Annotated in this window: 25 protein-coding genes and 1 pseudogene; 8 read left to right on the plus strand and 18 right to left on the minus strand. The window is 60.5% G+C overall.

The genetic code is table 11. The annotated features are described in order from the left end of the window. Window positions 1–43: 43 nt before the first annotated feature. Window positions 44–355, minus strand: coding sequence for an AbrB/MazE/SpoVT family DNA-binding domain-containing protein (locus tag ACUTAF_RS13915; protein WP_445580515.1), 312 nt, complete (start codon window positions 353–355; stop codon window positions 44–46). Between the two features lie 228 nt (window positions 356–583). On the opposite strand from ACUTAF_RS13915, the gene tnpA reads away from it, so the two are divergent. From tnpA to ACUTAF_RS13945, 6 genes are all read left to right on the plus strand, one after another. Beyond that, complete coding sequence (gene tnpA, locus ACUTAF_RS13920) at window positions 584–901, plus strand: IS66-like element accessory protein TnpA (RefSeq protein ID WP_003284819.1); 318 nt, start codon at window positions 584–586, stop codon at window positions 899–901. Then, window positions 898–1,233 carry an IS66 family insertion sequence element accessory protein TnpB gene (tnpB, locus tag ACUTAF_RS13925; protein ID WP_010562499.1) on the plus strand — a complete coding sequence of 112 codons (336 nt, stop codon included), beginning with the start codon at window positions 898–900 and terminating at the stop codon, window positions 1,231–1,233. The genes tnpA and tnpB overlap by 4 nt, the downstream gene beginning before the upstream one ends. Before the next feature lie 61 nt (window positions 1,234–1,294). Further along, on the plus strand, window positions 1,295–2,842 hold the full coding sequence (gene tnpC / locus ACUTAF_RS13930) for an IS66 family transposase (protein ID WP_445578482.1): 1,548 nt from the start codon (window positions 1,295–1,297) through the stop codon (window positions 2,840–2,842). A 152-nt stretch (window positions 2,843–2,994) separates the two neighbouring features. Then, window positions 2,995–4,443, plus strand: a complete 1,449-nt coding sequence (locus ACUTAF_RS13935; RefSeq protein WP_445580516.1) for a hypothetical protein — start codon at window positions 2,995–2,997, stop codon at window positions 4,441–4,443. A gap of 195 nt (window positions 4,444–4,638) precedes the next feature. Next, window positions 4,639–5,406, plus strand: a complete 768-nt coding sequence (locus ACUTAF_RS13940; protein WP_445580517.1) for an NYN domain-containing protein — start codon at window positions 4,639–4,641, stop codon at window positions 5,404–5,406. A gap of 47 nt (window positions 5,407–5,453) precedes the next feature. Continuing rightward, window positions 5,454–6,266, plus strand: coding sequence for a TIGR02391 family protein (locus tag ACUTAF_RS13945; protein ID WP_445580518.1), 813 nt, complete (start codon window positions 5,454–5,456; stop codon window positions 6,264–6,266). A gap of 305 nt (window positions 6,267–6,571) precedes the next feature. On the opposite strand, the gene ACUTAF_RS13950 is transcribed toward ACUTAF_RS13945, so the two are convergent. The 14 genes and pseudogenes from ACUTAF_RS13950 to ACUTAF_RS14015 all read right to left on the minus strand — a co-directional run bounded on the left by ACUTAF_RS13950 (window position 6,572) and on the right by ACUTAF_RS14015 (window position 17,727). Next, window positions 6,572–7,699 carry a nucleotidyltransferase family protein gene (locus ACUTAF_RS13950; protein WP_312375262.1) on the minus strand — a complete coding sequence of 376 codons (1,128 nt, stop codon included), beginning with the start codon at window positions 7,697–7,699 and terminating at the stop codon, window positions 6,572–6,574. Beyond that, the gene (locus tag ACUTAF_RS13955) at window positions 7,683–8,327 is read right to left on the minus strand and encodes a Cap15 family cyclic dinucleotide receptor domain-containing protein (protein WP_312375259.1); all 645 of its coding nucleotides are present in this window, start codon (window positions 8,325–8,327) and stop codon (window positions 7,683–7,685) included. The genes ACUTAF_RS13950 and ACUTAF_RS13955 overlap by 17 nt, the downstream gene beginning before the upstream one ends. 300 nt (window positions 8,328–8,627) lie before the next feature. After that, window positions 8,628–8,882 (minus strand): hypothetical protein, encoded by a 255-nt coding sequence (locus ACUTAF_RS13960; protein WP_312375256.1) that lies wholly within the window; start codon window positions 8,880–8,882, stop codon window positions 8,628–8,630. A gap of 510 nt (window positions 8,883–9,392) precedes the next feature. After that, window positions 9,393–9,668, minus strand: coding sequence for a hypothetical protein (locus tag ACUTAF_RS13965; protein ID WP_301447328.1), 276 nt, complete (start codon window positions 9,666–9,668; stop codon window positions 9,393–9,395). Between the two features lie 502 nt (window positions 9,669–10,170). Beyond that, window positions 10,171–10,497: pseudogene (gene tmk / locus ACUTAF_RS13970) on the minus strand (dTMP kinase); the annotation flags it as partial. Between the two features lie 9 nt (window positions 10,498–10,506). Further along, window positions 10,507–11,562 carry an endolytic transglycosylase MltG gene (gene mltG, locus ACUTAF_RS13975; RefSeq protein WP_445580519.1) on the minus strand — a complete coding sequence of 352 codons (1,056 nt, stop codon included), beginning with the start codon at window positions 11,560–11,562 and terminating at the stop codon, window positions 10,507–10,509. Window positions 11,563–11,565: 3 nt separating this feature from the next. After that, window positions 11,566–12,381, minus strand: a complete 816-nt coding sequence (gene pabC, locus ACUTAF_RS13980; RefSeq protein WP_445580520.1) for an aminodeoxychorismate lyase — start codon at window positions 12,379–12,381, stop codon at window positions 11,566–11,568. Beyond that, window positions 12,381–13,625 carry a beta-ketoacyl-ACP synthase II gene (fabF, locus tag ACUTAF_RS13985; protein ID WP_445580521.1) on the minus strand — a complete coding sequence of 415 codons (1,245 nt, stop codon included), beginning with the start codon at window positions 13,623–13,625 and terminating at the stop codon, window positions 12,381–12,383. Before fabF ends, pabC begins: the two co-directional genes overlap by 1 nt. A 110-nt stretch (window positions 13,626–13,735) precedes the next feature. Then, on the minus strand, window positions 13,736–13,972 hold the full coding sequence (gene acpP, locus ACUTAF_RS13990; protein ID WP_003245177.1) for an acyl carrier protein: 237 nt from the start codon (window positions 13,970–13,972) through the stop codon (window positions 13,736–13,738). Window positions 13,973–14,171: 199 nt separating this feature from the next. After that, window positions 14,172–14,915 carry a 3-oxoacyl-ACP reductase FabG gene (fabG, locus tag ACUTAF_RS13995; protein ID WP_021445437.1) on the minus strand — a complete coding sequence of 248 codons (744 nt, stop codon included), beginning with the start codon at window positions 14,913–14,915 and terminating at the stop codon, window positions 14,172–14,174. Between the two features lie 15 nt (window positions 14,916–14,930). Beyond that, on the minus strand, window positions 14,931–15,869 hold the full coding sequence (gene fabD / locus ACUTAF_RS14000) for an ACP S-malonyltransferase (RefSeq protein WP_445580522.1): 939 nt from the start codon (window positions 15,867–15,869) through the stop codon (window positions 14,931–14,933). Window positions 15,870–15,989: 120 nt separating this feature from the next. After that, complete coding sequence (gene plsX / locus ACUTAF_RS14005; protein ID WP_445580523.1) at window positions 15,990–17,000, minus strand: phosphate acyltransferase PlsX; 1,011 nt, start codon at window positions 16,998–17,000, stop codon at window positions 15,990–15,992. 3 nt (window positions 17,001–17,003) lie between these two features. Next, window positions 17,004–17,186 carry a 50S ribosomal protein L32 gene (rpmF, locus tag ACUTAF_RS14010; protein ID WP_037048542.1) on the minus strand — a complete coding sequence of 61 codons (183 nt, stop codon included), beginning with the start codon at window positions 17,184–17,186 and terminating at the stop codon, window positions 17,004–17,006. A 13-nt stretch (window positions 17,187–17,199) separates the two neighbouring features. Then, window positions 17,200–17,727 (minus strand): YceD family protein, encoded by a 528-nt coding sequence (locus ACUTAF_RS14015; protein ID WP_445580524.1) that lies wholly within the window; start codon window positions 17,725–17,727, stop codon window positions 17,200–17,202. Window positions 17,728–17,837: 110 nt separating this feature from the next. On the opposite strand from ACUTAF_RS14015, the gene ACUTAF_RS14020 reads away from it, so the two are divergent. Beyond that, complete coding sequence (locus ACUTAF_RS14020) at window positions 17,838–18,419, plus strand: Maf family protein (RefSeq protein ID WP_445580525.1); 582 nt, start codon at window positions 17,838–17,840, stop codon at window positions 18,417–18,419. 51 nt (window positions 18,420–18,470) lie between these two features. Here ACUTAF_RS14020 and sppA read toward each other — a convergent pair whose 3' ends face one another. From sppA to rluC, 3 genes are read right to left on the minus strand one after another with little or no spacing between them, the layout of a single operon-like run. Continuing rightward, window positions 18,471–19,451 (minus strand): signal peptide peptidase SppA, encoded by a 981-nt coding sequence (gene sppA / locus ACUTAF_RS14025; RefSeq protein WP_445580526.1) that lies wholly within the window; start codon window positions 19,449–19,451, stop codon window positions 18,471–18,473. Next, complete coding sequence (locus tag ACUTAF_RS14030) at window positions 19,441–20,136, minus strand: HAD-IA family hydrolase (protein WP_445580527.1); 696 nt, start codon at window positions 20,134–20,136, stop codon at window positions 19,441–19,443. The genes sppA and ACUTAF_RS14030 overlap by 11 nt, the downstream gene beginning before the upstream one ends. Further along, entirely contained in the window at window positions 20,129–21,082 is a 954-nt protein-coding gene (gene rluC, locus ACUTAF_RS14035; protein WP_445580528.1) for a 23S rRNA pseudouridine(955/2504/2580) synthase RluC, read from the minus strand. The genes ACUTAF_RS14030 and rluC overlap by 8 nt, the downstream gene beginning before the upstream one ends. A 579-nt stretch (window positions 21,083–21,661) precedes the next feature. Here rluC and rne point away from each other — a divergent pair. Then, window positions 21,662–24,703 (plus strand): ribonuclease E, encoded by a 3,042-nt coding sequence (gene rne, locus ACUTAF_RS14040; RefSeq protein ID WP_445580529.1) that lies wholly within the window; start codon window positions 21,662–21,664, stop codon window positions 24,701–24,703. Window positions 24,704–24,752 lie beyond the last annotated feature (49 nt).

Raw genomic sequence — 24,752 nt, forward strand, 5'->3', positions numbered from 1 at the left:
ATGCTGAATTTCTGAAAGACAGGCGCCAACGCCACATCAGCCTCTAGGATGCGGCATCGGCGGATCGAGGCTTGAGTTTTAAAGAGATTCCTTCCTTGTCGCCCTCAATGACCAGATCATCTCCCACAGCCCAGCCAAGCTTCTCCAGTAGCGCCGGAGGAAGCTCAACGATGACGTCTCCGCTACCATCTCCTGGGTCTTGGCAGACAACTCGCCAGCTCTCTGATGTAGCCATGGCTTTGATCTCACGGTTAAAGAACTCAGTATGGCCCAGTATCGCCTTGGGCAGGACGGTTTCATAGGGAGGGGGCAACGTTGCCATACAGTTACCAACTGCAAAGCGCTGAAGCCACATTTTGGCACTCTGAACCACACGACAGTGCCATCGACACTTTGATACCTAGAAAACTGCTGGCCTCACTTTAAAGTGGCGAAAAGTCGAAACAGCGAGAGCCATAATGTTATCTACAGCTTTTCAGTTCCGTAAGCGTCCAGCCAAGTCACCTTCCGAACTCCAGCATTAAGGGCGATGGTGTCCGCGTATTTTTAAGCGGACGCGTTCGTCCTTAACGTTAGGATTTCCATGCGCCAACGAAGCTCTTACCCCAAACCGTTCAAGGTCCAGGTCGTTCAGGAATGCCTACAACCGGGTGCGACCGTCTCCAGCGTTGCCATCCGCCATGGCATCAACGCCAACGTCATTCGAAAATGGCTACCGCTTTACCGAGATCAGCTACCCGCGGTGTTGCCGGCGTTCGTTCCATTGAGGGCTACGCCCAAACGGCCGACTGCAGCATCGGTGATTATTGAGCTATCGCTTGGCGAGCAGTCAGTCACAGTGAAATGGCCAGTGTCCGATCCTGACGGCTGCGCCCGCTTTGTCCGGGGGCTTGCCCCGTGATCCGCATCGATAGCATCTGGCTTGCCACTGAGCCGATGGACATGCGCGCCGGCACCGAGACCGCATTGGCCCGTGTAGTGGAGGTATTCGGTGCGGCGAAGCCGCACTGTGCTTATCTGTTCGCCAACCGCCGCGCCAACCGCATGAAAGTGTTGGTGCATGACGGTGTAGGGATCTGGCTGGCCGCGCGGCGATTGAACCAGGGCAAGTTTCACTGGCCAGGCATCCACCGCGGCTCGGAAGTTGAACTCGACACCGAGCAGCTTCAGGCTTTGGTGCTCGGTTTACCTTGGCAGCGGGTTGGTGCAGCCGGTGCGATCACAGTGCTGTAGCGACGGCCATTAGCCCATCGCTTTATCTGCGCTGATCGCCTGCTCTGGCACAATCAGCGGCATGACTTCCTTGCCCAATCTCGACCAACTGACACCTGAGCAACTGCGCGCACTCGCTGCGCAGTTGCTGTCGCAAGTCGACACGTTGGGTAAGACGGTTGAAACGATGGGCAAGAAGATCGACCGCGATCAAACCGTCATCGAGCAGCTCACCCATGAAATCGCCTGGTTCAAGCGACACAAGTTCGCCAAGCGTAGCGAGCAACTAAGCCCTGACCAGGGCAGCCTACTGGATGATTTGCTCGACACGGACATTGCCGCTATCGAGGCGGAACTGAAAACCCTCAATCCTCCGGCGGCTCCGGCTGAACCCCGCCAACAGCCCAAGCGCGCACCGCTGCCAGCCCAGTTTCCGCGTACTGTGATCCGTCACGAGCCGCAGAACACTCAATGCGCCTGCGGCTGCCAGCTGCAACGCATCGGCGAAGACATCAGCGAAAAGCTGGATTACACGCCGGGCGTGTTCACCGTCGAACAGCACGTGCGTGGCAAATGGGCCTGCCGTCAGTGCGAAACACTGATCCAGGCGCCGGTACCAGCCCAGGTGATCGACAAGGGCATCCCCACTGCCGGCCTGCTGGCTCACGTGATGGTGGCCAAATTTGCCGACCACCTGCCGCTGTATAGGCAAGAAAAGATTTTTGGGCGCGCTGGCCTGGCCATCGCCCGCTCGACGCTGGCGCAGTGGGTCGGACAAACCGGCGTACAGCTCCAACCATTGGTCGACGCCCTGCGCGAGGCGGTACTGGCGCAAGGCGTGATCCACGCCGACGAAACCCCCGTGCAAATGCTGGCCCCTGGCGAGAAGAAAACCCACCGGGCTTACGTCTGGGCATACTGCACCACACCCTTCGCCGACCTGAAGGCCGTGGTGTATGACTTCAGCCCCAGCCGGGCTGGTGAGCATGCGCGCAATTTTCTGGGTCAGTGGAGTGGCAAGCTGGTCTGCGACGACTTCGCCGGCTACAAGGCCAGCTTCGAGCAGGGCATCACCGAAATTGGCTGCATGGCCCACGCCCGCCGCAAATTTTTCGATCTGCACGCAGCGAACAAAAGCCAGTTAGCCGAACAGGCGCTGCACTCCATTGCCGGGCTGTATGAAATCGAGCGGCAAGCACGGCACATGAGCGATGAAGAACGCTGGCGAATACGCCAGGACAAGTCTTCACCGATCCTCGATGCGCTGCATGAATGGATGCTGGCCCAGCGTGATCGAGTGCCCAACGGATCAGCCACGGCGAAAGCCTTGGATTACAGCCTCAAACGCTGGCTGGCTCTGACTCGCTATGTCGAAGATGGCTCTGTGCCCATCGACAACAATCAGGTCGAGAACCAGATTCGACCATGGGCCCTTGGACGCTCGAACTGGCTGTTTGCCGGGTCGCTGCGCAGCGGCAAACGGGCGGCGGCGATCATGAGCCTGATCCAGTCGGCGCGCATGAATGGGCATGATCCGTACGCCTACCTGAAGGATGTGCTGATGCGGCTGCCGACACAGCGGGCCAGCGAGATTGGCCAACTACTGCCGCATCAATGGGCACCCGCCTGAATTACGCAAGGTGAGTTCGGCAGACGCTTACTCAGTTCCCAACACTCGGTCATTTCAACAAGGTGCTATGTGACTGCCTAGGCCTTTGGAGCAGCGACGGGAAGAGTGTCGAGTTTCATGTACCTGCCAGTGAAAAGGCCAGGCGGGAAGCATTGAGATCTGCTTTCGAGGCAATTAAGAGAGAGAACGGCACTTATGGGGCTCTCGACGAGCTTGTGTCCGTCACGACTCAGATCGCACCAGAATCAAAGCAGGAAGTAAAAAAGAGCAAGACCATTCAGTCCTATGTGTCCTATCTGGCCAAAGAGGATTACTCCTCATACGAAGAACTCAGGGAGTTAACAGGCTATATCGAGATTCTCGTCCATGAGAAATACGGAGCCTCGAAAGTTTCCGATCTTGCAGCGAAACTCTACACTTCAGCGTTGCTACACTACAGAGAGTTCATAAGGGAGTACTCGGCAACATCTGAAGACTGCATTGATGCCTACCAAGCTTTTCTTGCAGGCACAATGATCGACTTGGTCAGAGCTATCTCCGATGTAGAGCCAAGGGGAGTCCTCGGTAAGAGTACAGAAACAAGCAGATGGCCTCTGCGTGAGTTTGTCGAGAAATTCTGTAAGGAAACCGGGGTGACACCGTACAAACTTCACCAGTTTCACGCTCTTCGTAAGCAATCCGTTAACTGCAACCTGACTGACAGCGAGCTATGGGGATTAGATTTCTCGTCAAAGCCGGTCAGTACGCAGTCAAAGCAGGTATTTGAGCGAATGAGCAAGGAAGGCAAAATAAAATGGGAAGTTATTTATCCATTTATCAAGCCGCTTGCGTGTCTTTTGCCTGCGGAGGCTGAGGGGCATGGGTTTGCCAACAAAGCTTTTTGCGCCTTTGTGTCCCACAACCTGTATATGCATGCCACCGAGATAGGCGATTTTGACCCCAGCACTCAACCCCAATACCCAAAGATTAAAACCCTAGACAGCGCCACTCCAATCAGCGACTGCATTGATCAGATACTGCATGACGACGTAGTCGATGAGAAATTATTGGATGATGCGTTTGGAGCGTACCATGAATTCTTGACAAACCTTAGATCAACAGGGGCATTTTTGTCCTGCGACACCGCCATACCTGACGGGCTTGCAGTTCTATACAAAAAGGATTATCTGAAGTTTTTTGAAAAAGAATGGCTATCAAACTTAACAAACAGTCCAGCGTGGATTGAAGACTGGTCATTGGCTAGTAGATTCATGCTAACCGGCGCCAGTGAAAGCGCACTAAAACATTTCAAGCAGGCACTTGAAAAGGCTAAGTATTCCGCAGGCCCTCTGTTCATTCCTTTTTATGTGCAAGTATGCGCATTCTGCAAATCGCAGTTTAAAGTGCTATCTCGCAATGGTGAAGAAGAGGTATTTGACCGGTTTTATGATTCATTGGGAGGCGAAGCCGCAAAATATGCTGGTCTACTAGGGTACACTCCTGGCTCCACCCGTGATCCCGAAACGCTTTTGCCTAAGTTCAATCTCCCTGGAAAGAATCGTCTGATCATTCAGGAAATCGACATATTGACTAGGTGGTTGCTTAATGGCAAGAAACTATAGCGTTTACGTTAAGGGATAGATGGTGGTAATGAAATTATGTTAACCGCTCAAGTTGAACATGCACATAATAACAGGCTGGAGAGTCGCTCTGGGGCAAGCACCTCTCAGAATCACCAATATAATTACAGCGCTTGCATAGCCCCTGCGCATGGTGGCAACGTTCAAGCAAACGCAGTCTTACAAGGACGACACCTGATGCACCAGAAACGAATTGCTTTGTTGATCGATTGCGACAACGTCAGTCACAGTGCCATTGAAGGCGTGCTGGAAGAGCTCGCCAAATACGGCATGGTCAACGTACGACATGCTCATGGTGACTGGAAGAGCGACAGTCTCTCTGGCTGGGTTGAGCGGCTCCATCCATTCGCTATCCGCCCGATGCAGCAATTTGCCTACACCAAGGGCAAGAACGCCACTGACGCGGCCATGATCATCGATGCGATGGATCTGCTGTACAGCAAAAACATCGACGCTTTTGCCCTGATGACTAGCGACAGCGACTTCACTCCACTGGCTCTACGCCTGCAAGAAAGTGGCTTTCCGGTGTATGGCTTTGGCGAGAAAAAGACCCCTTCGGCTTTCGTACATGCATGCACTTCGTTCATCTACGTGGAGAATCTGGCTCGTAACCCCGATGACGATAAAGCCTCCGCTGATGAGCAGCCGAAGAAGAAAACACGTAACGAACTGCGCTGCGATACCTCACTGGTTCGCTTGCTCCGCAACGCTGCTGATCAGACAGCTGGCGATGACGGCTGGTCGTTGCTGAGCAGGGTGTCTGACTACATCCACAACAACAGCTCTTTCTCGGTCGTGAACTATGGCTACCAGAAGCTGGGAGATCTGATTCGCACCTCGGAGCTGTTCGACGTGGAGATGCGCGGGACGGCCATGGTTATCCGAACCATTCGCAAACAGACGTCAGCACAAAGCCAAGAGCCTGCCCTTGCGACCTCTGCTTGACCTCATCTCGCAAGCAAAGCGCATGAATAGCCTAACGGAGACCGGCCTTGAGTAATCGGATACTACCCTTCAGCCCTCAAGACCTTGAGGCTGTCTCCCGCGTACTGGCCGATACTGCACGAGGCCTTAGCGGATCCCAGATCGGCTGGCTACTACAAGAGATCCGGGTTGAGGATGTAGACCCCGGCAATACCAAATGGAAACGCCTCTACAACGCGCTCGCCGCCACCCAAAACAAGCACCAGGTCGGCAATCACCTCATTCAGTTCATCAACGCAGCGATGAACCCAGTGAGCTATGCCAGAGACCGTGAGTCCTTCATCTGGAGACGCAACGAACTCAATGTGGTTCTGGCGTTTTCAGGCTTTTATGTACGCGACGACGGCAAGGTTGGCCATGCTAATCGGGCAGCGACCCTAGACGCCGCTCTCGCCCGCGCAGGCAAACTCAAATCGGCCTTGGAAAACCGATCTGTACACGAGGAAGTCTATAATTACTGCCGCTCTGAGCTACTGGATGAGAACTATTTTCACGCCGTATTTGAGGCGACCAAGGGGGTCGCACAAAGGATCCGCGATCTTTCTGGATTGGGCGGTGATGGCGCTGACCTGGTCAATAAGGCCTTCACTGGTCAGTCCCCCGTATTGGCACTAGGGCCGCTGAACACCGAATCCGAGAAAAGCGAGCAAAGAGGCTTTGCCAACCTGCTGATTGGTTTGTTCGGGGCAGTTCGTAACCCTCTAGCCCATGCGACAAAAACCAATTGGCCCATGTCTGAACAGGACGCGCTAGACATCTTCTCACTGGTGTCGCTGGTTCACCGCAAGCTTGATGGTGTCCAGCCAGCTGGGGGCCAGTAGCCACTTTCCTAGTACTTAAACGCCAAGATCAAGCTGAGCTCTCAGCCTGAGCAACCTCCGCCGGGACATGACCAGTCGGGAGGTCGGCCAGGACGAGATGTGACCGTTGCATCTTGGCTTGCACAGCACACGAAAGTGCAGCCGATTCATCGTGCGGTGAGGGCCAAGCAGTGGATGTTTCCCAGACTGGTTGTTGGTCAACAAAAAACATTCAAGCTGAGCCCCCTCAACGCTGGCTAAGCGAGGTGCTTGCCAAATTGCTCGTTTGTCAGCAGTAAATCCAGATTCTGACGTGTGGAGTGTCGTTAGAATATTGCTGACTTCATTACAGCCTCTCTGCTCGCATCCAGCATCGGTTTCTCGGATAACTTCAAGAGATAGTTTTGCTCTTTCGCCACCTCGCGCAGAAGGTTATCCATGGCAAGTGAAAGGTGGAGCAACCCGGTAAACTTTCCCTCTTCATTAAATATAAAGCGTGATCCGTCCGGTACGAGCAACTGTCTAGCCACTTCCTTGTTATTCCATAGATAATCTAAATGCCTTTGTGTCTCCGCCAGAATTGCCAATTCATAGAGAGCCCCAACGGTGAGGCTAGTCATATTGGCATGATACATAACGGAGGCTATATCGAAACTTGAAATGGGAACGCTTTGACCTTCTGCCTCAAGCTCCGCCTTCAAGTTCTTGCACAGCCTAATTGATTTTCGCAGGCCGCCCCCTGTGCCCTCGCAGCGCTCACGTACTCGTTTGATGTGAAGGAAAGGCCAGTTATCGGCAGTGGTATTCTTATGTGCATCAAGAATAGTTACTGCGCGGTCATGCTTCTGGCGTGATGCCTGATACTCGATGGTGTCGTGCCAGTGGGAAGGCACGACATCAACGGGGCGCGCCAAAGATCCACCATATAGCTTGATGGCTTTGGAGCCCGACGTATCCACAGTTGCGACTGGAAATGCCTCACGAAGAACTCGACTTATCTCCGCCCTTCTAGCAGTCAACACACCAACCGAGGTTCGAGTGGATGGTGAGCGGTACTGCCCAGAGGCACTCATTCCCCCACGTGGGTCGTAGGTGTGGAAGTCGGCCTCCAATGCCAGCAGATCAACATCGCTGACACCACGAATATGGACATTCAGCGGCACAGACCCCTGCAACTCAAACTCCATGCTCCCCGACATTCGCTTTGCCAGCTGATTGCTCACCCGCTCTGCCGTTTCGAGGCTGATTCGTGTGTAGGTAGGATCGACTTCCTGCATAGCCCCCAGTGCAAATGTCGTGTAGGGCTTGTCTTTCGCCCGTCCTTCCCATCGCTCTTGGTTGAGGCTGCGATTCACAATGAAATCCTTCGCATCCAATGCGATCACGGAGGATCTATCGAGTCCTGAGCGCCTGGAGCGGAGGCGACTGATACGGTCATTAATTGAGTTGCTCATTTTTTCTCCTCAGCTCCATACGCCCATAGGTAGGCCGCCCGTAACCATTGAAATAGTCACCTGCCGCACCATCTAATGACTTTGTGAACAGTAGATTTGCACTACCTACATGCCCCCTTAGCACTGCTTCACCAGGGTTTGGGTCATTACGGTAGTTATAAAGAAGACGGTAGCCATCAGCTTCGTCGTAAACCAAAGCCGCAGTGATGCTATTTGAGCCAGACTGGCGTGTTTTCAGCCGCACCCTGATCTTGTCCCAGGTTTGGCAGATGTAAACATTGGCTTCCCAGTTGTGTACTGGATTCCCTGACGCATCCAACGTGGTTCCATTGCACAACCACTCTCCTGACAGATCAGGAACCTTTAGATATTTCACGGCCCACGGCCATTTCCACACTGTTTTATTGAACAAGGTGTATAAAATAGCAAAAACCACACCCGCCCCCAGCAATGAGAGGGCAGTGGGTGGAAGATTTACAGGCAGGTTAAATCGCTTCGCCAAATCCTCAGCTGAGAGCAACAAGAACACTGCAACGCCTGAAATAGCACTCGCTAATATCGTCAGGTATCGCCCAATCAATGCACGATTGACCCCACCTAACAAACTGTATTCATGATCTTGAATCATAATAATTAACCACCCAATCGACTTTGCAAGGACGTCACTCACGTTCAAATGGGGACAGCCTTTCGGCTTCCCCAGTGAGCCCAATCGAAAGCCTATTGGGTGTGGCAGAGCGAAGAGCACGTCCGACAGCCATTCGACTGTGGATAGGTACTGCGCGCCTGACGTACAGCGGTCATGCAGGTTGTGTGGTAGCCAAGATCGAGGCGGTTGTGGAGTGCCGGCAAAAAGAAGCAGGAGCTGGTATGCACCTCATGATCACCATTGGCCTGGGCATTGCGGTTCACGTAATACTGGGGCATGTCACTCACCCCGCTCTTTGTTCGATTGGGCGAGTACCGAGGCCGCGAGGGTCTTGGTTGTGGCGTTGTACTTGTCGCTATCCAGCACGCGGCTGGCCTTAGCCTCCATGTCCGCACCGGTTTGCTTACTGCTCGATGCTTGCGCCATAGCCGATCCCGCCAGCTCCTTCTGAATTGCCGAGGAACTGTCGCTGCGGAGGACTTTGGAAGCCAGACTGGCTACTTGGGACGAGGTTTGCTTGGTATTTTTCGGCACGGTTAGGTGCTCCTGTATCTACGTAGGATCAAGTAGGCAGGAGCGACCCTTCAGCGGAAAACCGGCCTGGTTGATTGACAGCCAGAGTTCGATTTCTCTCTAATGCGCGTCCCACCAATGTCCGCATTGGATCAGGGAAGGCGGATATGCGTGCTCGGCGACCAAACTTTGCACGCATACCCGCTGCCTTAACTGACTCCGTAGCTCACCCACCAAAAACACAAGATGTAGGGTTTCTGGTGAGCTGAGATACAAGATAATGGGGTGTTTTGTACAAAGCAAGGCACCCGACTGTGGATAACTTGTGCGCAAACTGTGAACTGGCTTTATCTCCACCCTGTATGGATGGACAGGCCTTTAAAATCGCGGGTTGTAGCCAGTTCACGCCGCAATATCTTGTAACAATCTCTCCTTCTGTGCTGTTTGAGCCCCCTATAAACAGCGCTTCTCAACTACAAAAGTCATGATCGTGGGCCATGTTTCCGCGCAGTGCTGCCGCGCGGGCGAAGGCTAAAAGAATCGACGTTTGTCTCGCTGGTAGCACTTGAACGCAAGCACCCAAAACGAAATCAGAGCAAACCAGGCCGCTTTGTCGTAGCGCTTCAGCAGCTTGGGGATAACGGCTTGCTCCAGCGCCGCCATTGACCCTGAGAAGCGCAGTCTGGAGACGTAATAGTCGCCCATCAAGTTGATACCAATGAAGAAGACCATGCCTAGCAGAAAGGCCCATTGGGTGCGCTTCGAAAGCGCGATGACATACAGAATTTCAGCTAAGTGTTCCTTCACTACCTTCCCTCATCGGCTATTTGGCGCGACTTATATTACTCTCGGCTGTATTCAGCGATCATCGCCCCACGCCTCAAGACCAGGTAGATCTAGGGGGTGTTTCGCCCAGCCTTGAAATCGGCACGAACTGAGAAGCAGGGTAGCGTTCGCATACCTGGCGGACTACCTCCGTGATTCAGCCACTTGCCAAGAGGTTGAAGCTACGAAGCAGTGGCCCTCCGCTTCCTGAGAAATGTAAACGTAAACTTGGAAAACCCCAATTTCATTGGGTTTCAGGTGATCTAGGAGAAGGTAGGGAGGTCTAGCGGGGACAAAGGCTGGTTTTAGGGTTTACGTTTCAGCCGCAAACGGAACCCGAAAAGCAGGGTGTTTACTTTTTCAATTGAACAGGTGCTACAATATAGACAGTAGGCATCTTCAAGAAACCTGAAACCCTTGCCGCACGGTCGACCTAGACCATAGCGCAGTGTTCTAAGGGAAAAGAAGGCTGAACGTAATCACGTTTACCTTCACCCAAAAGAAACACTAACGTCGCGGTGAAGCGATCGCAGAGCACCACGGCGCCGCGCGCCAGCGCCGGGCGGATGACCTGCTGCAGATGCTGGGCACGGGCGGCGAACACCAGCAGCAACTCGGCGTCACAGGCCATGGGCTCGTCGCTGGGCGCCAGCAGCAATTCGCGGATGCGCTCGGCCAGCGGCGTGCCGCCCGGCTCGCGGGTCAGCAGCACGTCGACGCCGCGCTCGCGCAGGCGCCCGGCGAGGTAGTCGCGGTTGGTGCTCTTGCCGGCGCCTTCCGGGCCTTCCAGGGTGATAAACAAGCCGGTCACGGGGTGCCCTTATTCAGATTCGGCGGCCGCACGGGGTGCGGGGCTGGAACGGTAATCGGCGCGCCGCTTGAGCTGGTACTCGCGCACCGCGCGGTTGTGCTCCTCCAGCGTACTGGAGAACACGTGGCTGCCATCGCCGCGCGCCACGAAGTACAGCGACTTGCCCTCGACCGGGTTGAGCGCGGCGCGGATCGCCTCGCGCCCGGCCAGGGCGATGGGGGTCGGCGGCATGCCGTCGATGGTGTAGGTGTTGTAGGGGGTGGGCTCGCGCAGGTCGGCGCGGGTGATACGACCGTTGTAACGCTCGCCCATGCCGTAGATCACCGTCGGATCGGTCTGCAGGCGCATGCCGATACGCAGGCGACGGATGAAGACCCCGGCGATCTCGCCGCGCTCCTCGGGGACGCCGGTCTCCTTCTCGACCATCGAGGCCATGATCAGCGCGTCGTAAGGCTCGCGGTAAGGCAATCCGTCGGCGCGGGCGGCCCACTCCTCGGCCAGCACCGCCTCGAGACGGGCATTGGCCTGCTTGAGCAGGTCCTCGTCGCTCATCCCTCGCACGTAGCGGTAGGTATCCGGAAAGAAGCGTCCCTCCGGGTTCTGTCCGGACAGCCCCAGACGTGTCATCAACTCGGCGTCGCTGAGATCGGCCAGACGCTGCTGCAAGCGCTCCTGACGCGCCAGGGCGGTACGCACCTGGCGGAAGTTCCAGCCTTCGACCAGAGTCAGGCTGTACTGCACCACCTCGCCGCGCTGCCACAGGCCGAGCATCTCGCGCGCGCTCTGGCTGGGCAGCAGACGGTACTCGCCGCTGTGCAGCGCCGGTCCGCGCAGATTGAAACGCCAATACAGGCGCAGCCAGAAAGCGTTGTCGATCACGCCCTCGGCTTGCAGACGGTTGAGCACGCCGCTGGGCGTGGCGCCGGGCTGCACCTCCAGGAGCATTTCCTCACCCAGCTGCAGCGGTTGCTGCAACGCGTTGTGCTGCAACCAGGCGGAGCCGACCACCAGCAGCGCAGCCAACAGCACGCCGCATTCGAGCAGCACCAAGATCTTGCGTAGCACCAGTCAGTTACTCAGTAAATCGTCAACGATGGCCTGCAGTTTACGGGCGACCGGGCCTACCGACCAGTGCCGCTCTCGCAGGGCTCGCACCGGCCAGATGCCGTAGAGGCTGTTGCAGAGGAAGACCTCGTCGGCCGCCAGCAATTCGTCGTAGGCGATATCGCGCACCTGCACCGGCATGCCGAGCGCCCGCGCCTGCTCCAGCAGCTCGGCGCGCATCACCCCGGCGACGCCGCAGCGCGACAGATCGGCGGTCAGCAGCGCACCGCCCTGCACCAGAAACAGGTTGCTGTAGACCCCTTCGATCACCCGCCCGCTGGCATCGCACATCAGCCCTTCGGCATGCTCGGCGTCCTGCCATTCGGCGCGCGCCAGTACCTGCTCCAGGCGGTTGAGGTGCTTGAGCCCGGCCAGCAGCGGCTGCTCGGCCAGACGGGTGGCGCAGGGAAACAGGCGCACGCCCTGCTCGGCATGCGCGGCGGGATACTGCGGCAGCGGCGCCGCCTGCAGGATGCGCAGCGGTTGGCAGGGCTGCGGCGGCGCATAGCCGCGCTGGCCCTCGCCGCGGGTGACGATCAGCTTGGCCACGCCCTCGCCCAGTTGTCCGGCAAAGGCCTGTAACTCGCTTTCCATCAACCCCAGATCAAGCGGAATGGCCAGGCGCCGACAGCCCTCGGCCAGGCGCGCCAGGTGTCGCGCGTGCAGCAGGATGCGCCCGCCGCGCACGGCGATGGTCTCGAACAGACCATCGCCGTAAGCCAGGCCACGGTCACGCAGCGACAGCTGGTCGCCGGCCGCGCCGTTGACCCAGCTCGGCATCAGCCGTGGTACCGACGGAACAGCAGCGAGCCGTTGGTGCCGCCGAAGCCGAAGGAGTTCGACAGCGCGACCTCGATCGGCATGGCCTTGGCCTGGTGCGCGACGAAGTCCAGGTCGCAGCCTTCGTCCGGCTCGTCCAGGTTGATGGTCGGCGGGGCGACCTGATCGCGGAGCGCCAGCACGCTGAAGATCGCCTCCACCGCGCCGGCGGCACCGAGCAGGTGGCCGGTCATCGACTTGGTCGAACTGACCGCCAACTGGTAGGCGTGCTCGCCGAACACGCGCTTGACCGCCGCCGCTTCGGCGATGTCGCCGGCCGGGGTGGAAGTGCCGTGGGCGTTGATGTACTGCACCTGGTCGGCGTTCAGACCGGCATCGCGCAGGGCATTGGCCATGCAGCGCGCGGCACCGGCGCCATCCTCGGGCGGCGAGGTCATGTGATAAGCGTCGCCGCTCATGCCGAAGCCGATCAACTCGGCATGGATGGTGGCGCCACGAGCCTTGGCGTGCTCCAGTTCCTCCAGCACCAGGGCGCCGGCGCCGTCGGAGAGGACGAAGCCGTCGCGGCCCTTGTCCCACGGCCGGCTGGCCTTGGTCGGCTCGTCGTTGCGCGTCGACAGCGCGCGTGCCGCGCCGAAGCCGCCCATGCCCAGGCCGCAGGCGGCCATCTCGGCGCCGCCGGCGACCATCACGTCGGCCTCGCCATAGGCGATGTTGCGCGCGGCCATACCGATGCAGTGGGTGCCGGTGGTGCAGGCGGTGGCGATGGCGTAGTTGGGTCCCTGCAAACCCAGGTGGATCGACAGGAAACCGGAAATCATATTGATGATCGAGCCGGGCACGAAGAACGGCGAAATGCGCCGCGGCCCTTGCTCGTGAAGCGACTTGCAGTTGTTCTCGATATTGGTCAGGCCGCCGATGCCGGAGCCCATGACCACGCCGATGCGCTCACGGTTGGCGTCGGTGACTTCCAGACCGGCATCGCGCATCGCCTGGAAGCTGGCGGCGAGGCCATACTGGATGAACAGGTCGAGCTTGCGCGCCTCCTTGGCGGAGAGGTACTCCTCGACGTTGAAACCCTTGACCGACCCGCCGAAACGGGTGGAGTAGGCGGACAGGTCCATGTGCTCGATCAGACCGATGCCACTGCGCCCGGCCAAAATGCCCTGCCAGCTGCTCGGCACATCGTTACCCAGCGGCGACAGCATGCCCATACCGGTAACCACGACGCGTCTACGCGACACAGCAATCTCCTCTTGTTCTACCTAAGCGCCGGATGCGCCTTGCACGTAAAGAAAAGCCGCACGCCTGATGAAGGCAGTGCGGCTTTTCCGTGTCGGGAAGCGACGATGACTTATTGCGCGTGCGCGGTCACGTAGTCGATGGCTTCCTGAACGGTGGTGATCTTCTCAGCCTGCTCGTCCGGGATCTCGGTTTCGAATTCCTCTTCGAGAGCCATCACCAGCTCGACGGTGTCAAGGGAGTCGGCACCCAGGTCTTCGACGAAGGAAGCGCTGTTGGTGACTTCCTCTTCTTTGACGCCAAGTTGCTCGGCAACGATTTTCTTGACGCGTTCTTCGATGGTGCTCATACCTTGTTTTCACTCCTATTGGACAAATCCAGGCAGCTAGCTGGTAGCGGCCAAGTGTATAGAAAGGGTTTTTAGCATTTCAAGCTGAATGCCGGGGAGCCCCCAGGAACACTTCAACGATCTGTCTATAAACCTGTTGCAGCTTTATAACGGATTTTAGACAGCTACTATGACAGTTTTCTGAAGGCGCTCGTCACATTCAGCTCATGTACATCCCGCCGTTCACGGGGATAGTAGCCCCAGTGACGTAGGCTGCGCCATCGGAGGCGAGGAAGGCGACCACCTTGGCGATCTCCTCGGCCTGGCCCAGACGGCCCAGCGGAATCTGGGTCAGCAGCGCGTCGCGCTGGGCTTCCGGCAATTCGCGGGTCATGTCGGTGTCGATGAAACCGGGGGCCACCGAGTTGACGGTGATCGCCCGCGAGCCCACTTCACGCGCCAGGGCGCGGCTGAAACCCTCCAGGCCGGCCTTGGCCGCAGCGTAGTTGACCTGCCCGGCATTGCCCATCGCGCCGACGACGGAACCGATGTTGATGATGCGGCCGAAACGTGCCTTGGTCATCCCGCGCAGCACCGCCTTGGACAGGCGATACAGGCTGTTGAGGTTGGTGTTGATCACGTCGTACCACTCGTCGTCCTTCATGCGCAGCATCAGGTTGTCACGGGTGATGCCGGCGTTGTTGACCAGGATCAACGGCTGACCAAGATGTTGCTGGATGTGTTCCAGGGTGCTGGCGACCGACTCGTCGTTGCTTACGTCGAGTACCAGACCAGCGCCTTCGACGCCGTTGGCCTTGAGGGTTTCGGCGATGCGCTCGGCGCCCGAGGCGCTGGTGGCGGTGCCGATGACGATAGCGCCCTGACGGCCCAGCTCCAGGGCAATCGCCTGGCCGATACCGCGGCTGGCGCCGGTGACCAGCGCGACCTTACCTTGCAGACTCATATTCGTTCTCCTTGCTCAGGCCAGAGCCGCACGGGCGGCGGCAAAGGCATCCGGGGTATCTAGGTTGTAGGTGTTGATGCCCTTGACGCAGCGCTTGTTCAGGCCGCTCAGTACCTTGCCGGGGCCGCACTCGACCAGGTCGGTGACGCCCTGCTCGGACAGGCGCACCATGGACTCGACCCAGCGCACCGGGCTGTACAGCTGCGCCAGCAGGTCGGCCTTGAGGGTGGCCAGGTCGGACACCACGGCGGCGCTGACGTTCTGCACCAGCGGAATCTGCGGCGCCTGCCAGGCGATGGCCTCGACCGACTCGGCGAAACGCTCGGCGGCCGGTTTCATCAGCGCACAGTGCGACGGCACACTGACCGGCAGCGCCATGGCACGCTTGGCACCACGCGCCTTGCACGCCTCGATGGCGCGTTCGACGGCAATCGCGCTACCGGCGATCACCACCTGGCCCGGCGCGTTGAAATTCACCGCGCTGACCACATCGCCCTGCGCCGCTTCGGCGCAGGCGGCCAGCACATCGCCATCGTCCAGGCCGAGGATCGCGGCCATGCCGCCCTGCCCGGCCGACACGGCCTGCTGCATCAGTTGACCGCGGCGCTCCACCAGCTTCACCGCATCGGCAAAACCCAGGCTGCCGGCGGCGACCAGCGCGGAATACTCGCCCAGGCTGTGGCCGGCGACGAACGCCGGCTGCGCGCCGCCCTCGGCCTGCCACAGACGCCACAGGGCGATGGAGGCGGTGAGAATGGCCGGCTGGGTCTTGTCGGTCTGGTTCAGTTGCTCCTCCGGACCCTGCTGGATCAACGCCCAGAGATCGTAGCCGAGCGCTTCGGAGGCTTCGCCGAAGGTGTCGATCACCAGTTGCTGCTGGGCACCGTGCTCGGCGAGCATGGCCAGGGCTTGCGAGCCCTGACCGGGGAAGACGAATGCGAGGGATGCAGACATGGATAAGTCCCTTGAGTCGGAAAACCAGCGCCAGGGCAAGCCTGGCGCAGCGAACTGACAGTTGGATGACAGGCCGTCGGCCGTGGTCACATTAGCGGCGCATACGGCCTCGCCAGGAGTCTACAGCAACAGGTCCTCGAGACGACCGTGCAGGCGCTGCGGCAGGTTGTCCTGCACCTCGCGCAGGGCGCAGCGAATCGCGCTCTGGAAACCCTCCTGCCCCGCCGCACCGTGGCTTTTGACCACGATGCCCTGCAGACCGAGAAAGCTCGCGCCATTATGCCGGGCCGGTGCCAGGTCGGCCTTCAGGCGACGCAGCAGCGGCATTGCCAGCGCCCCCACGGCCTGAGCGAACAGACCTTGGCGAAACAGCGCCTCGACCCGCCCGACGATCAACTGCGCCAAGCCCTCGCTGGACTTGAGCAGGATATTGCCGACGAAACCGTCGCATACCACTACATCGGCCTCGCCGCGGTACAGACCGTCACCCTCGATATAACCGACGAAATTCAAGCCCCGCGCCTGCTGCAGCAGGCTGGCCGCGAGCTTGACCTGCTGGTTGCCCTTGATGTCCTCGATGCCGACGTTGAGCAACGCCACCCGCGGCCGACTGACGCCCAGCGTCTCGGCCGCCACCGCCCCCATGATGGCGAACTGGTAGAGATGCTCGGCGCTGCAATCGACATTGGCACCCAGATCGAGCAGATGACAGTGACCGCGCTCGGTGGGAATGGCACTGACCATGGCCGGCCGATCGATGCCCGGCAGGGTCTTGAGCAGATAGCGCGAAAGCGCCATCAACGCACCGGTATTGCCGGCGCTGACGCAGGCATGGGCCTGGCGCTGGCGAACCAACTCCAGGGCCACACGCATCGATGCGTCGGGCTTGCCGCGCAGGGCCTGGGCCGGGCGCTCATCCATGGCGATCACTTCGCTGGCATGCCGAACCTGCAGGCGCGCACGATCGACGCCAGGGTGGCGGGCGAGCTGTTCTTCGATAAGGGGAGCTTGACCGACGAGGGTCAGGTGCAGCGAGGGGAATTCGGCCAGCGCGGCAAGGCAGGCCGGAACAATGCAGTGGGGACCGAAGTCCCCACCCATTGCATCAATCGCGATGATCGAGGCGGACAAGGATTACTCGTCGGCGCCCTTGTCGATCACCTTACGACCGCGATACACGCCTTCCGGAGAAACGTGGTGGCGCAGGTGAACTTCACCGGTGCTCTTCTCTACGGACAGGGCGCTGGCCTCGAGAGCGTCGTGCGAACGACGCATGTCGCGGGCGGAACGGGATTTTTTGTTCTGCTGAACAGCCATAACTGATTAACTCCTAAACGTTTGGGTCACGCTTTAACTGCGCCAATACACTGAACGGGTTGGACCGCGATACCTCGTCCTCGCCCGGCTCGGGCTCATCGAGACCGTCCGGCTGCTGGCAATCACCTGGGGCATGAGCGGGAACGATCGGCAGGGCGAGGAGCAGTTCATCCTCGACCAGGCCCAGCAATTCCAGCGGCTCTTCGCCCACTTCCAGCACGTCGTAGCCCTTCGGCAGGGACTGAGTGTTCGCTCCAACCCGAACCACCGCGTATTCACATTCGCTGCGGATGGGTAGCGCGACCAGCTCCAGACAACGCTGGCAGACCATTTTGACCTCAACCTCGAGCTCGCTGCGGATGACCACAGTTTTCTGCTCGTCACGCCCGAAGTGAAACTTCGCCCGCACCACGCCGGCCGTATCGGCAAGCGGGTCGCAGAGACGCGGCAGGCTGGCCAGGGCGAGCTGCCCTTCGAGGGTGGCTTCGCGGTCGGCGAGCTTGCGCGGATCGACGTGAGGTGGAATCGGCCCATTCAACATAGGCGCAGCATTCTAGGGATGCACCCCGCCCCTGTCAAAGGAAATTCGGCCTGTCGCCAGCACGCACTGCTCAGTAGAATTTGCCGCCCACCTATATAAAGGAAGAGGTCATGCCCGCATTGCTGCTCGCCTCCAGTTCGCCCTATCGCCGCGAGCTGCTCGCCCGCCTGCAACTAGCCTTCTCCTGGCAGTCGCCCAGCATAGACGAATCCCAACGAGCCGGCGAAGCCCCCACCGCCCTGGTCGAGCGCCTGGCCGCAGAGAAAGCACGCGCCCTGAGTCGCGACAACCCGGATCACCTGATCATCGGATCGGATCAGGTTGCCGTTCTGGAGAGCGGCCAGATTCTCGGCAAGCCGCACGACCTGGAGCGCGCCCAGGCTCAGCTGCGCGCCGCCAGCGGCAGCAGCGTCACCTTCCTGACCGGACTGGCACTACTCAACACCGCCACCGATCATTGCCAGGTGGATTGCGTACCCTTCACCGTGCACTTCCGCCAACTGGACGACGAACGGATTCTGCGCTACCTGCAGCGCGAGCAGCCATTCGACTGCGCCGGCAGCTTCAAGTCCGAAGGCCTGGGCGTCAGCCTGTTTCGCAGCACCGAAGGCGAAGACGCCACCAGCCTGATCGGCCTGCCACTGATCCGCCTGGTCGACATGCTGCTCAACGAAGGCGTCGAGATCCCCTGACAGCAACGAAAAAGGCCTGACGAGCAGGCCTTTTCGCAAACGACAGAGAAATCAGCGCAGCGTCGGCCCCTGGAAACCCATCCACAGGGCGATACGATCCGCCACGCTGGCGCCCAGGCGCTTGGCGAAGCGATCGAACGGCGTGTCGCGCACGGTGAAATCGACGATTTCCTTCACGCCGACCACCTCGCGCGCCACATAGCTGGAGCTACCCAGAGCATCGACCAGACCCAACTGCAACGCCTGCTCGCCCGACCAGACCAGCCCGGAGAACAGCTCTGGATGCTCCTCCACCTTGAGCCGCTCGCCGCGCCCCTGCTTGACGCTGTCGATGAACTGGCGATGGGTGGTCTCCAGCACCCCCTTCCAGAACCGGGTTTCTTCTTCCTTTGGCGGCTGGAAGGGATCGAGAAAAGCCTTGTGCTCGCCCGAGGTGTAGACCCGCCGGTCCACCCCGAGCTTTTCCATCACCCCGACGAAACCGAAACCCGCCGCCGTGACACCGATGGAGCCGACCAGACTGGCCTTGTCGGCGTAGATCTCGTCCGCTGCACTGGCGATATAGTAGGCACCGGAGGCCCCCAGATCGGTGATCACCGCATAGACCCTGGTCTGCGGATGCTCACCGCGCAGCCGGCGGATCTCGTCGTAGATGTAGCCGGACTGCACCGGACTGCCACCAGGACTGTTGATGCGCAGGATCACACCCTTGGTGTTGGCATCCTCGAACGCAGCCCGCAGACTGCCGACCACCTTGTCGGCACTGGCGGCCTCCTGGTCGGCGATCATGCCGCGGACCTCGATCAACGCGGTATGCGGCCCCGCACTCGATGCCTTCTTCAGATCCAGCGCCGGCAGGAACAGGGCCAGCGCTCCGAACAGATAGATGAAGGTCAGCAGTTTGAAGAAAATACCCCAACGCCGCGAGCGACGCTGCTCCTGCACACTGGAGAGCAACACCCTCTCCAGCAGCTTCCAGCTTTTGGCATCCTCGTCTCCGGGCGCTGCCGATGACTTCCACTCATCCGACATAATCACTCACCTCTAGCGCACACTGCGCACCGAGGCCATCCAGCCAGGTGCGCAACTCGTTGAATTGGTTGATCGCCAGCCGCGGCGCGCACTCGCGCAACACCCGTAGCGGCTGGGCACCGTAGCCGACCGCCACCGCATCCATGCCGGCATTGCGCGCCATCAGCAGATCGAAGATGGAATCGCCCACCATCAGCGCCTGCGCCGGCTCGACCCGGCAATGCCGCGCGATCTCGTGAAGCATACGCGGGTCTGGCTTGCTCGCGGTCTCATCGGCACAACGGGTGACGTCGAAGTAATCCTGCCAGCCCTTGTCCGCCAGCACGCGCTGCAAACCGTGACGTCCCTTACCGGTCGCCACGGCCAGGCGATAGCCCTGCTTGCGGAACAGCTCGAGCGACTCCTGCACGCCATCGAACAGCGGCGAGGGCTCGGTCTCCAGCGCCAGGTACTGCTCGCTGTAAGCGCGCCGGATGGTTTCGATTAGCAGCGGCTCGTCGAGTTCCGGATAAAGGGCGCGAATCGCCACTCCCAGCTCGAGACCGATGATGCCGCGCACCGCGCCATCGCTGCAGCGCGGTATGCCGGCCACATCGGCCGCGCGATGCATGGCCTCGACGATACGCCCGATGGAGTCCACCAGGGTGCCGTCCCAATCGAAGACCAGCAGTCGATAATCAGACACCGAGACGCTCCAGGGTACGCGCCCACATTTCGTCCACCGGCGCCTCCAGGCGCAGCTCGCCGCCGTCAGGCAGCGGCACGACCAACTCGTAGGCGTGCAGGAACAGGCGCTTGCCGCCCAACTCGCGGATTTCGCGGGTGAATTCGTCGTCGCCGTACTTGGAATCGCCGGCGATACAGTGCCCGGCATGCTTGGCATGCACGCGAATCTGGTGGGTACGCCCGGTCACCGGCCTGGCCTCCACCAGGGTGGCGAAGTCGCCGAAGCGACGCAGCACACGGAACAGCGTCAGCGCTTCCTTGCCCTCGCCATCGACCTCGACCATGCGCTCGCCGGAACGCAGGTTGCTCTTTTGCAGCGGCGCATTGACCTGCTTCCTGGCGGTCGCCCAATGGCCACGCACCAGCGCCATATAGCGCTTGTCGACGCCATCACCACGCAGCGCCTCATGCAGATGACGCAGCATGCTGCGCTTCTTGGCGATCATCAGCAGTCCGGAGGTGTCGCGATCCAGACGATGCACCAGTTCCAGATCCCTGGCATCGGGCCGCAACTGGCGAAACGCCTCGATCACGCCGTAGTTCAGGCCACTACCGCCATGCACGGCGATGCCGGCCGGCTTGTTCAGCACGATCAGCGCCTTGTCTTCATAGACGATGGCCGCTTCGAGACGCTCGAGCAGGCCCTGCGCCAGCGGCTCGGGCTCGTCGCGCTCGGCCAGGCGCAGCGGCGGCACGCGCACCACGTCGCCAGCCTGCAGCTTGTACTCGGGCTTGATCCGCCCCTTGTTCACCCGCACCTCGCCCTTGCGCAGGATGCGGTAAATGAGGGTCTTGGGCACGCCCTTGAGCTGTGTCCTGAGGAAATTGTCGATGCGTTGGCCGGCGAGTTCCGGTGCAACCTCGATCAGCTGGACGCCGGAGGTTGGAGAGGCGGGAGTAGTCATCGCGCAATCATAACAATTTTTTATGGAATTGAAGCACTTAATCATTGCTGCTATAGTCGCGAACGCCGCCAAAAGCGGCCTGGCTTGCGGATGATCGCCAATCTTGCCATCCCCTGCCCGCGCAACCCATTGAGGACGTGAGGCCGTCCGACGGATTCTTCAGAGTTAGAAAGGCCGCAAAAGGCCGCGAAGAGTTCGGAAATAAAGCCTTGAGTATGATGCGCGATTCGCCCGCCGGGCGGTCGCGGTAACTGACAACCGCTGCGGAATCCGCGCGCGGCACCCGATTTTCAGCGATACGTGTAGGGTGGAGATGTACAACTGTCGGACTGCGTAGCACATCGCTTGATCAAAGACGCCTCATCTCGTCCGCTACCGCCAGTTGATTCCTCCTCCTGACTGAGTGCTTCTGTCACCACAGCAAGCAGGAGACGTCCGTCGCGACCGCAGCCTACCAACGGCTGACCGTCGCTCGACAGTGGAACGATTTACGACCGTTTCTGACGCGCCTGACACCGACCCTGAGAGTCGTGTGTGCCTAACGTGGCTTCCGGCAGCCCCGGAATCCATTGGTACTACATGAAAAGAATGCTGATCAACGCAACTCAGCCCGAAGAGTTGCGTGTTGCCCTGGTAGATGGCCAAAAACTCTACGACCTGGACATCGAGTCCGGCGCCCGCGAACAGAAGAAGGCCAACATCTACAAAGGCCGCATCACCCGCGTCGAACCCAGCCTGGAAGCCGCCTTCGTCGATTTCGGTTCCGAACGCCACGGCTTCCTCCCCCTCAAAGAAATCTCCCGCGAATATTTCTCCAAGGCCCCCGAAGGCGGCCGCATCAATATCAAGGACGTGCTCAAGGAAGGCCAGGAAGTAATCGTCCAGGTCGAGAAGGAAGAGCGCGGCAACAAGGGCGCGGCCCTGACCACCTTCATCAGCCTGGCCGGCCGCTACCTGGTGCTGATGCCGAACAACCCGCGCGCCGGCGGCATCAGCCGACGCATCGAAGGCGAAGAACGCAACGAACTGCGCGAGGCGCTGAACGGCCTCAACGCCCCGGCCGACATGGGCCTGATCGTACGCACCGCAGGTCTCGGCCGCTCCAGCGAAGAAATGCAGTGGGACCTCGACTACCTGCTGCAGCTGTGGACCGCCATCAAGGAAGCCTCCACCAGCCGCCCTGCCCCGTTCCTGATCTACCAGGAATCCAACGTCATCATCCGCGCCATCCGCGACTACCTGCGCCAGGACATCGGCGAAGTGCTGGTCGACAGCGTCGAGGCCCAGGAAGAAGCGCTGAGCTTCATCCAGCAGGTGATGCCGCAGTACGCCAGCAAGATCAAGCTGTACGAGGACAGCGTGCCGCTGTTCAACCGCTTCCAGATCGAAAGCCAGATCGAGACCGCCTTCCAGCGTGAAGTGAAGCTGCCGTCCGGCGGCTCCATCGTCATCGACCCGACCGAAGCCCTGGTGTCCATCGACATCAACTCGGCGCGCGCCACCAAGGGCAGCGACATCGAGGAAACCGCGCTGCAGACCAACCTGGAAGCGGCCGAGGAAATCGCCCGCCAGCTGCGCCTGCGCGACATCGGCGGCCTGATCGTCATCGACTTCATCGACATGACCCCGGCCAAGAACCAGCGCGCCGTGGAAGAGAAGGTGCGCGAAGCCCTGGAAGCCGACCGCGCCCGCGTCCAGGTCGGTCGCATCTCGCGCTTCGGCCTGCTGGAAATGTCCCGCCAGCGCCTGCGTCCGTCGCTGGGCGAGACCAGCGGCATCGTCTGCCCGCGCTGCAACGGCCAGGGCATCATCCGCGACGTCGAGTCGCTGTCGCTGGCCATCCTGCGCCTGATCGAAGAAGAGGCGCTGAAGGATCGCACCGCCGAGGTACGCGCCCAGGTGCCGATCCCGGTCGCCGCCTTCCTGCTCAACGAGAAGCGCAACAGCATCACCAAGATCGAACTGCGCACCCGCGCGCGCATCGTGATCCTGCCCAACGACCACCTGGAAACCCCGCACTTCGAAGTGCAGCGCCTGCGCGACGACAGCCCGGAAGCGCTGAGCGGCCAGTCCAGCTACGAGATCACCGCCAGCGCCGAGAGCGAAGAAGCCCAACCGGCTGCCGCCACCCGCACCCTGGTACGCCAGGAAGCGGCGATCAAGGCCGCCCCGCGCAGCAGCGCACCGGCCGCCACCGAACCGGCCGCCGCACCGCTGGCCCCGGCCCCCGCGCCGGAGCCGAGCCTGTTCAAGGGCCTGGTCAAGTCGCTGGTCAGCCTGTTCGCCGGCAAGGAAGAAGAGGCCAAGCCGGCCGTAGTGGAGAAGAAGAGCAGCGAGCGCCCGCCGCGCGAGGAGCGTCGTAACGGACGCCAACAGAGCCGCAGCCGCGGCGGCCGTCGCGACGACGATCGCAAGCCGCGCGAAGAGCGCGCCCCGCGTGAAGAACGCCAGGCCCGTGAACCGCGCGAAGAGCGTCAACCTCGCGAAGAGCGCCAGCCGCGTGAAGAACGCGCCCCGCGCGAGGGCCAGGAGAACCGTCGCGAGCGCAAGCCGCGCGAAGAGCGCGCCCCGCGAGAGGAGCGCGTGCGCGAATTGCGCGAGCCGCTCGACAGCAAGCCCGAGACCACCGGCGAAGAGCCGCGCGCCGAACGCCAGCCGCGTGCCGAGCGCCAGGAGCGTCAGCGTCCGCCGCGTGAAGAGCGCCAGCCGCGTGCCGAGCAGGCAGAGGCCGTGCAGGACGAAGCGCTGCCGAGCGAGGAACAACTGCAGGACGAGGAGCAGGACGGCAACGAAGGTGAGCGTCCGCGTCGCCGTTCGCGCGGTCAGCGCCGCCGCAGCAACCGCCGCGAGCGTCAGCGCGACGCCGACGGCAATCTGATCGAAGGTAGCGAAGCCGCTGACGGCGAAGGCGAAGGCCAGGCCGTCGCTGCGGTCGCCGCTGCCGCCGTGGTCGCCGCCAGCGTCGAGAGCAGCGACGTCACAGCCGGCGAAACGCCGGCTGTCGAAACCCCGGTAGCCGAGGCGCCGGCCCTCGAACAGGTCGCGCCCGTCGCAGCCGAAGCCATGGAAGCGGTAGAAGCGACTCAGCCCGCCGCGAACGTTGAACCCCCGGTCGCGGAAGCCGAGCCCGCGCCTGTCGGCGAAGAGCCTGCGCCCGTCGAAGCAGCGACTGCCGAGCCGGTCGCCCAGCCGGAACCCACCGTCGTGGTAGCGCAAGAGCCCGCCGACGCGGTCGTTCAAGCGCCTGTAGCGGAACCCGTCGCCGCCCCGGCCAACGCCAGCGGCCGCGCGCCGAATGATCCGCGTGAAGTGCGTCGCCGCCAGCGCGAAGCCGAGCGTCTGGCCCGCGAAGCCGCCGAGGCAGCCGCCGCTGCTCCGGCAGAGCAGAGCGTTGCCGCCGAAGCGGAGGCCGCTGCGGCCGAAGCTCAGCCGGCGGCAGTGGCCGAGGAAAGTGTCGAAAGCGCGCCGGTTGCCAGCGATCAGGTAGCGGTAGAACCGAGCGAAGCGGTCCACCAGCCGAGCGAGACCGTCGAACAGCCAAGCGAAGCTGTCGAACAGCCGAAGGCAGAGGCCGAGAGCGAAGTGGAAAGCGACAAGGAAGAGGTCAAGCCACAGGTTTGATCCACCCTCGGTAATGAAAAAGGGGATGCCTAGGCATCCCCTTTTTCAT

Source organism: Pseudomonas sp. SP16.1 (assembly GCF_052682975.1).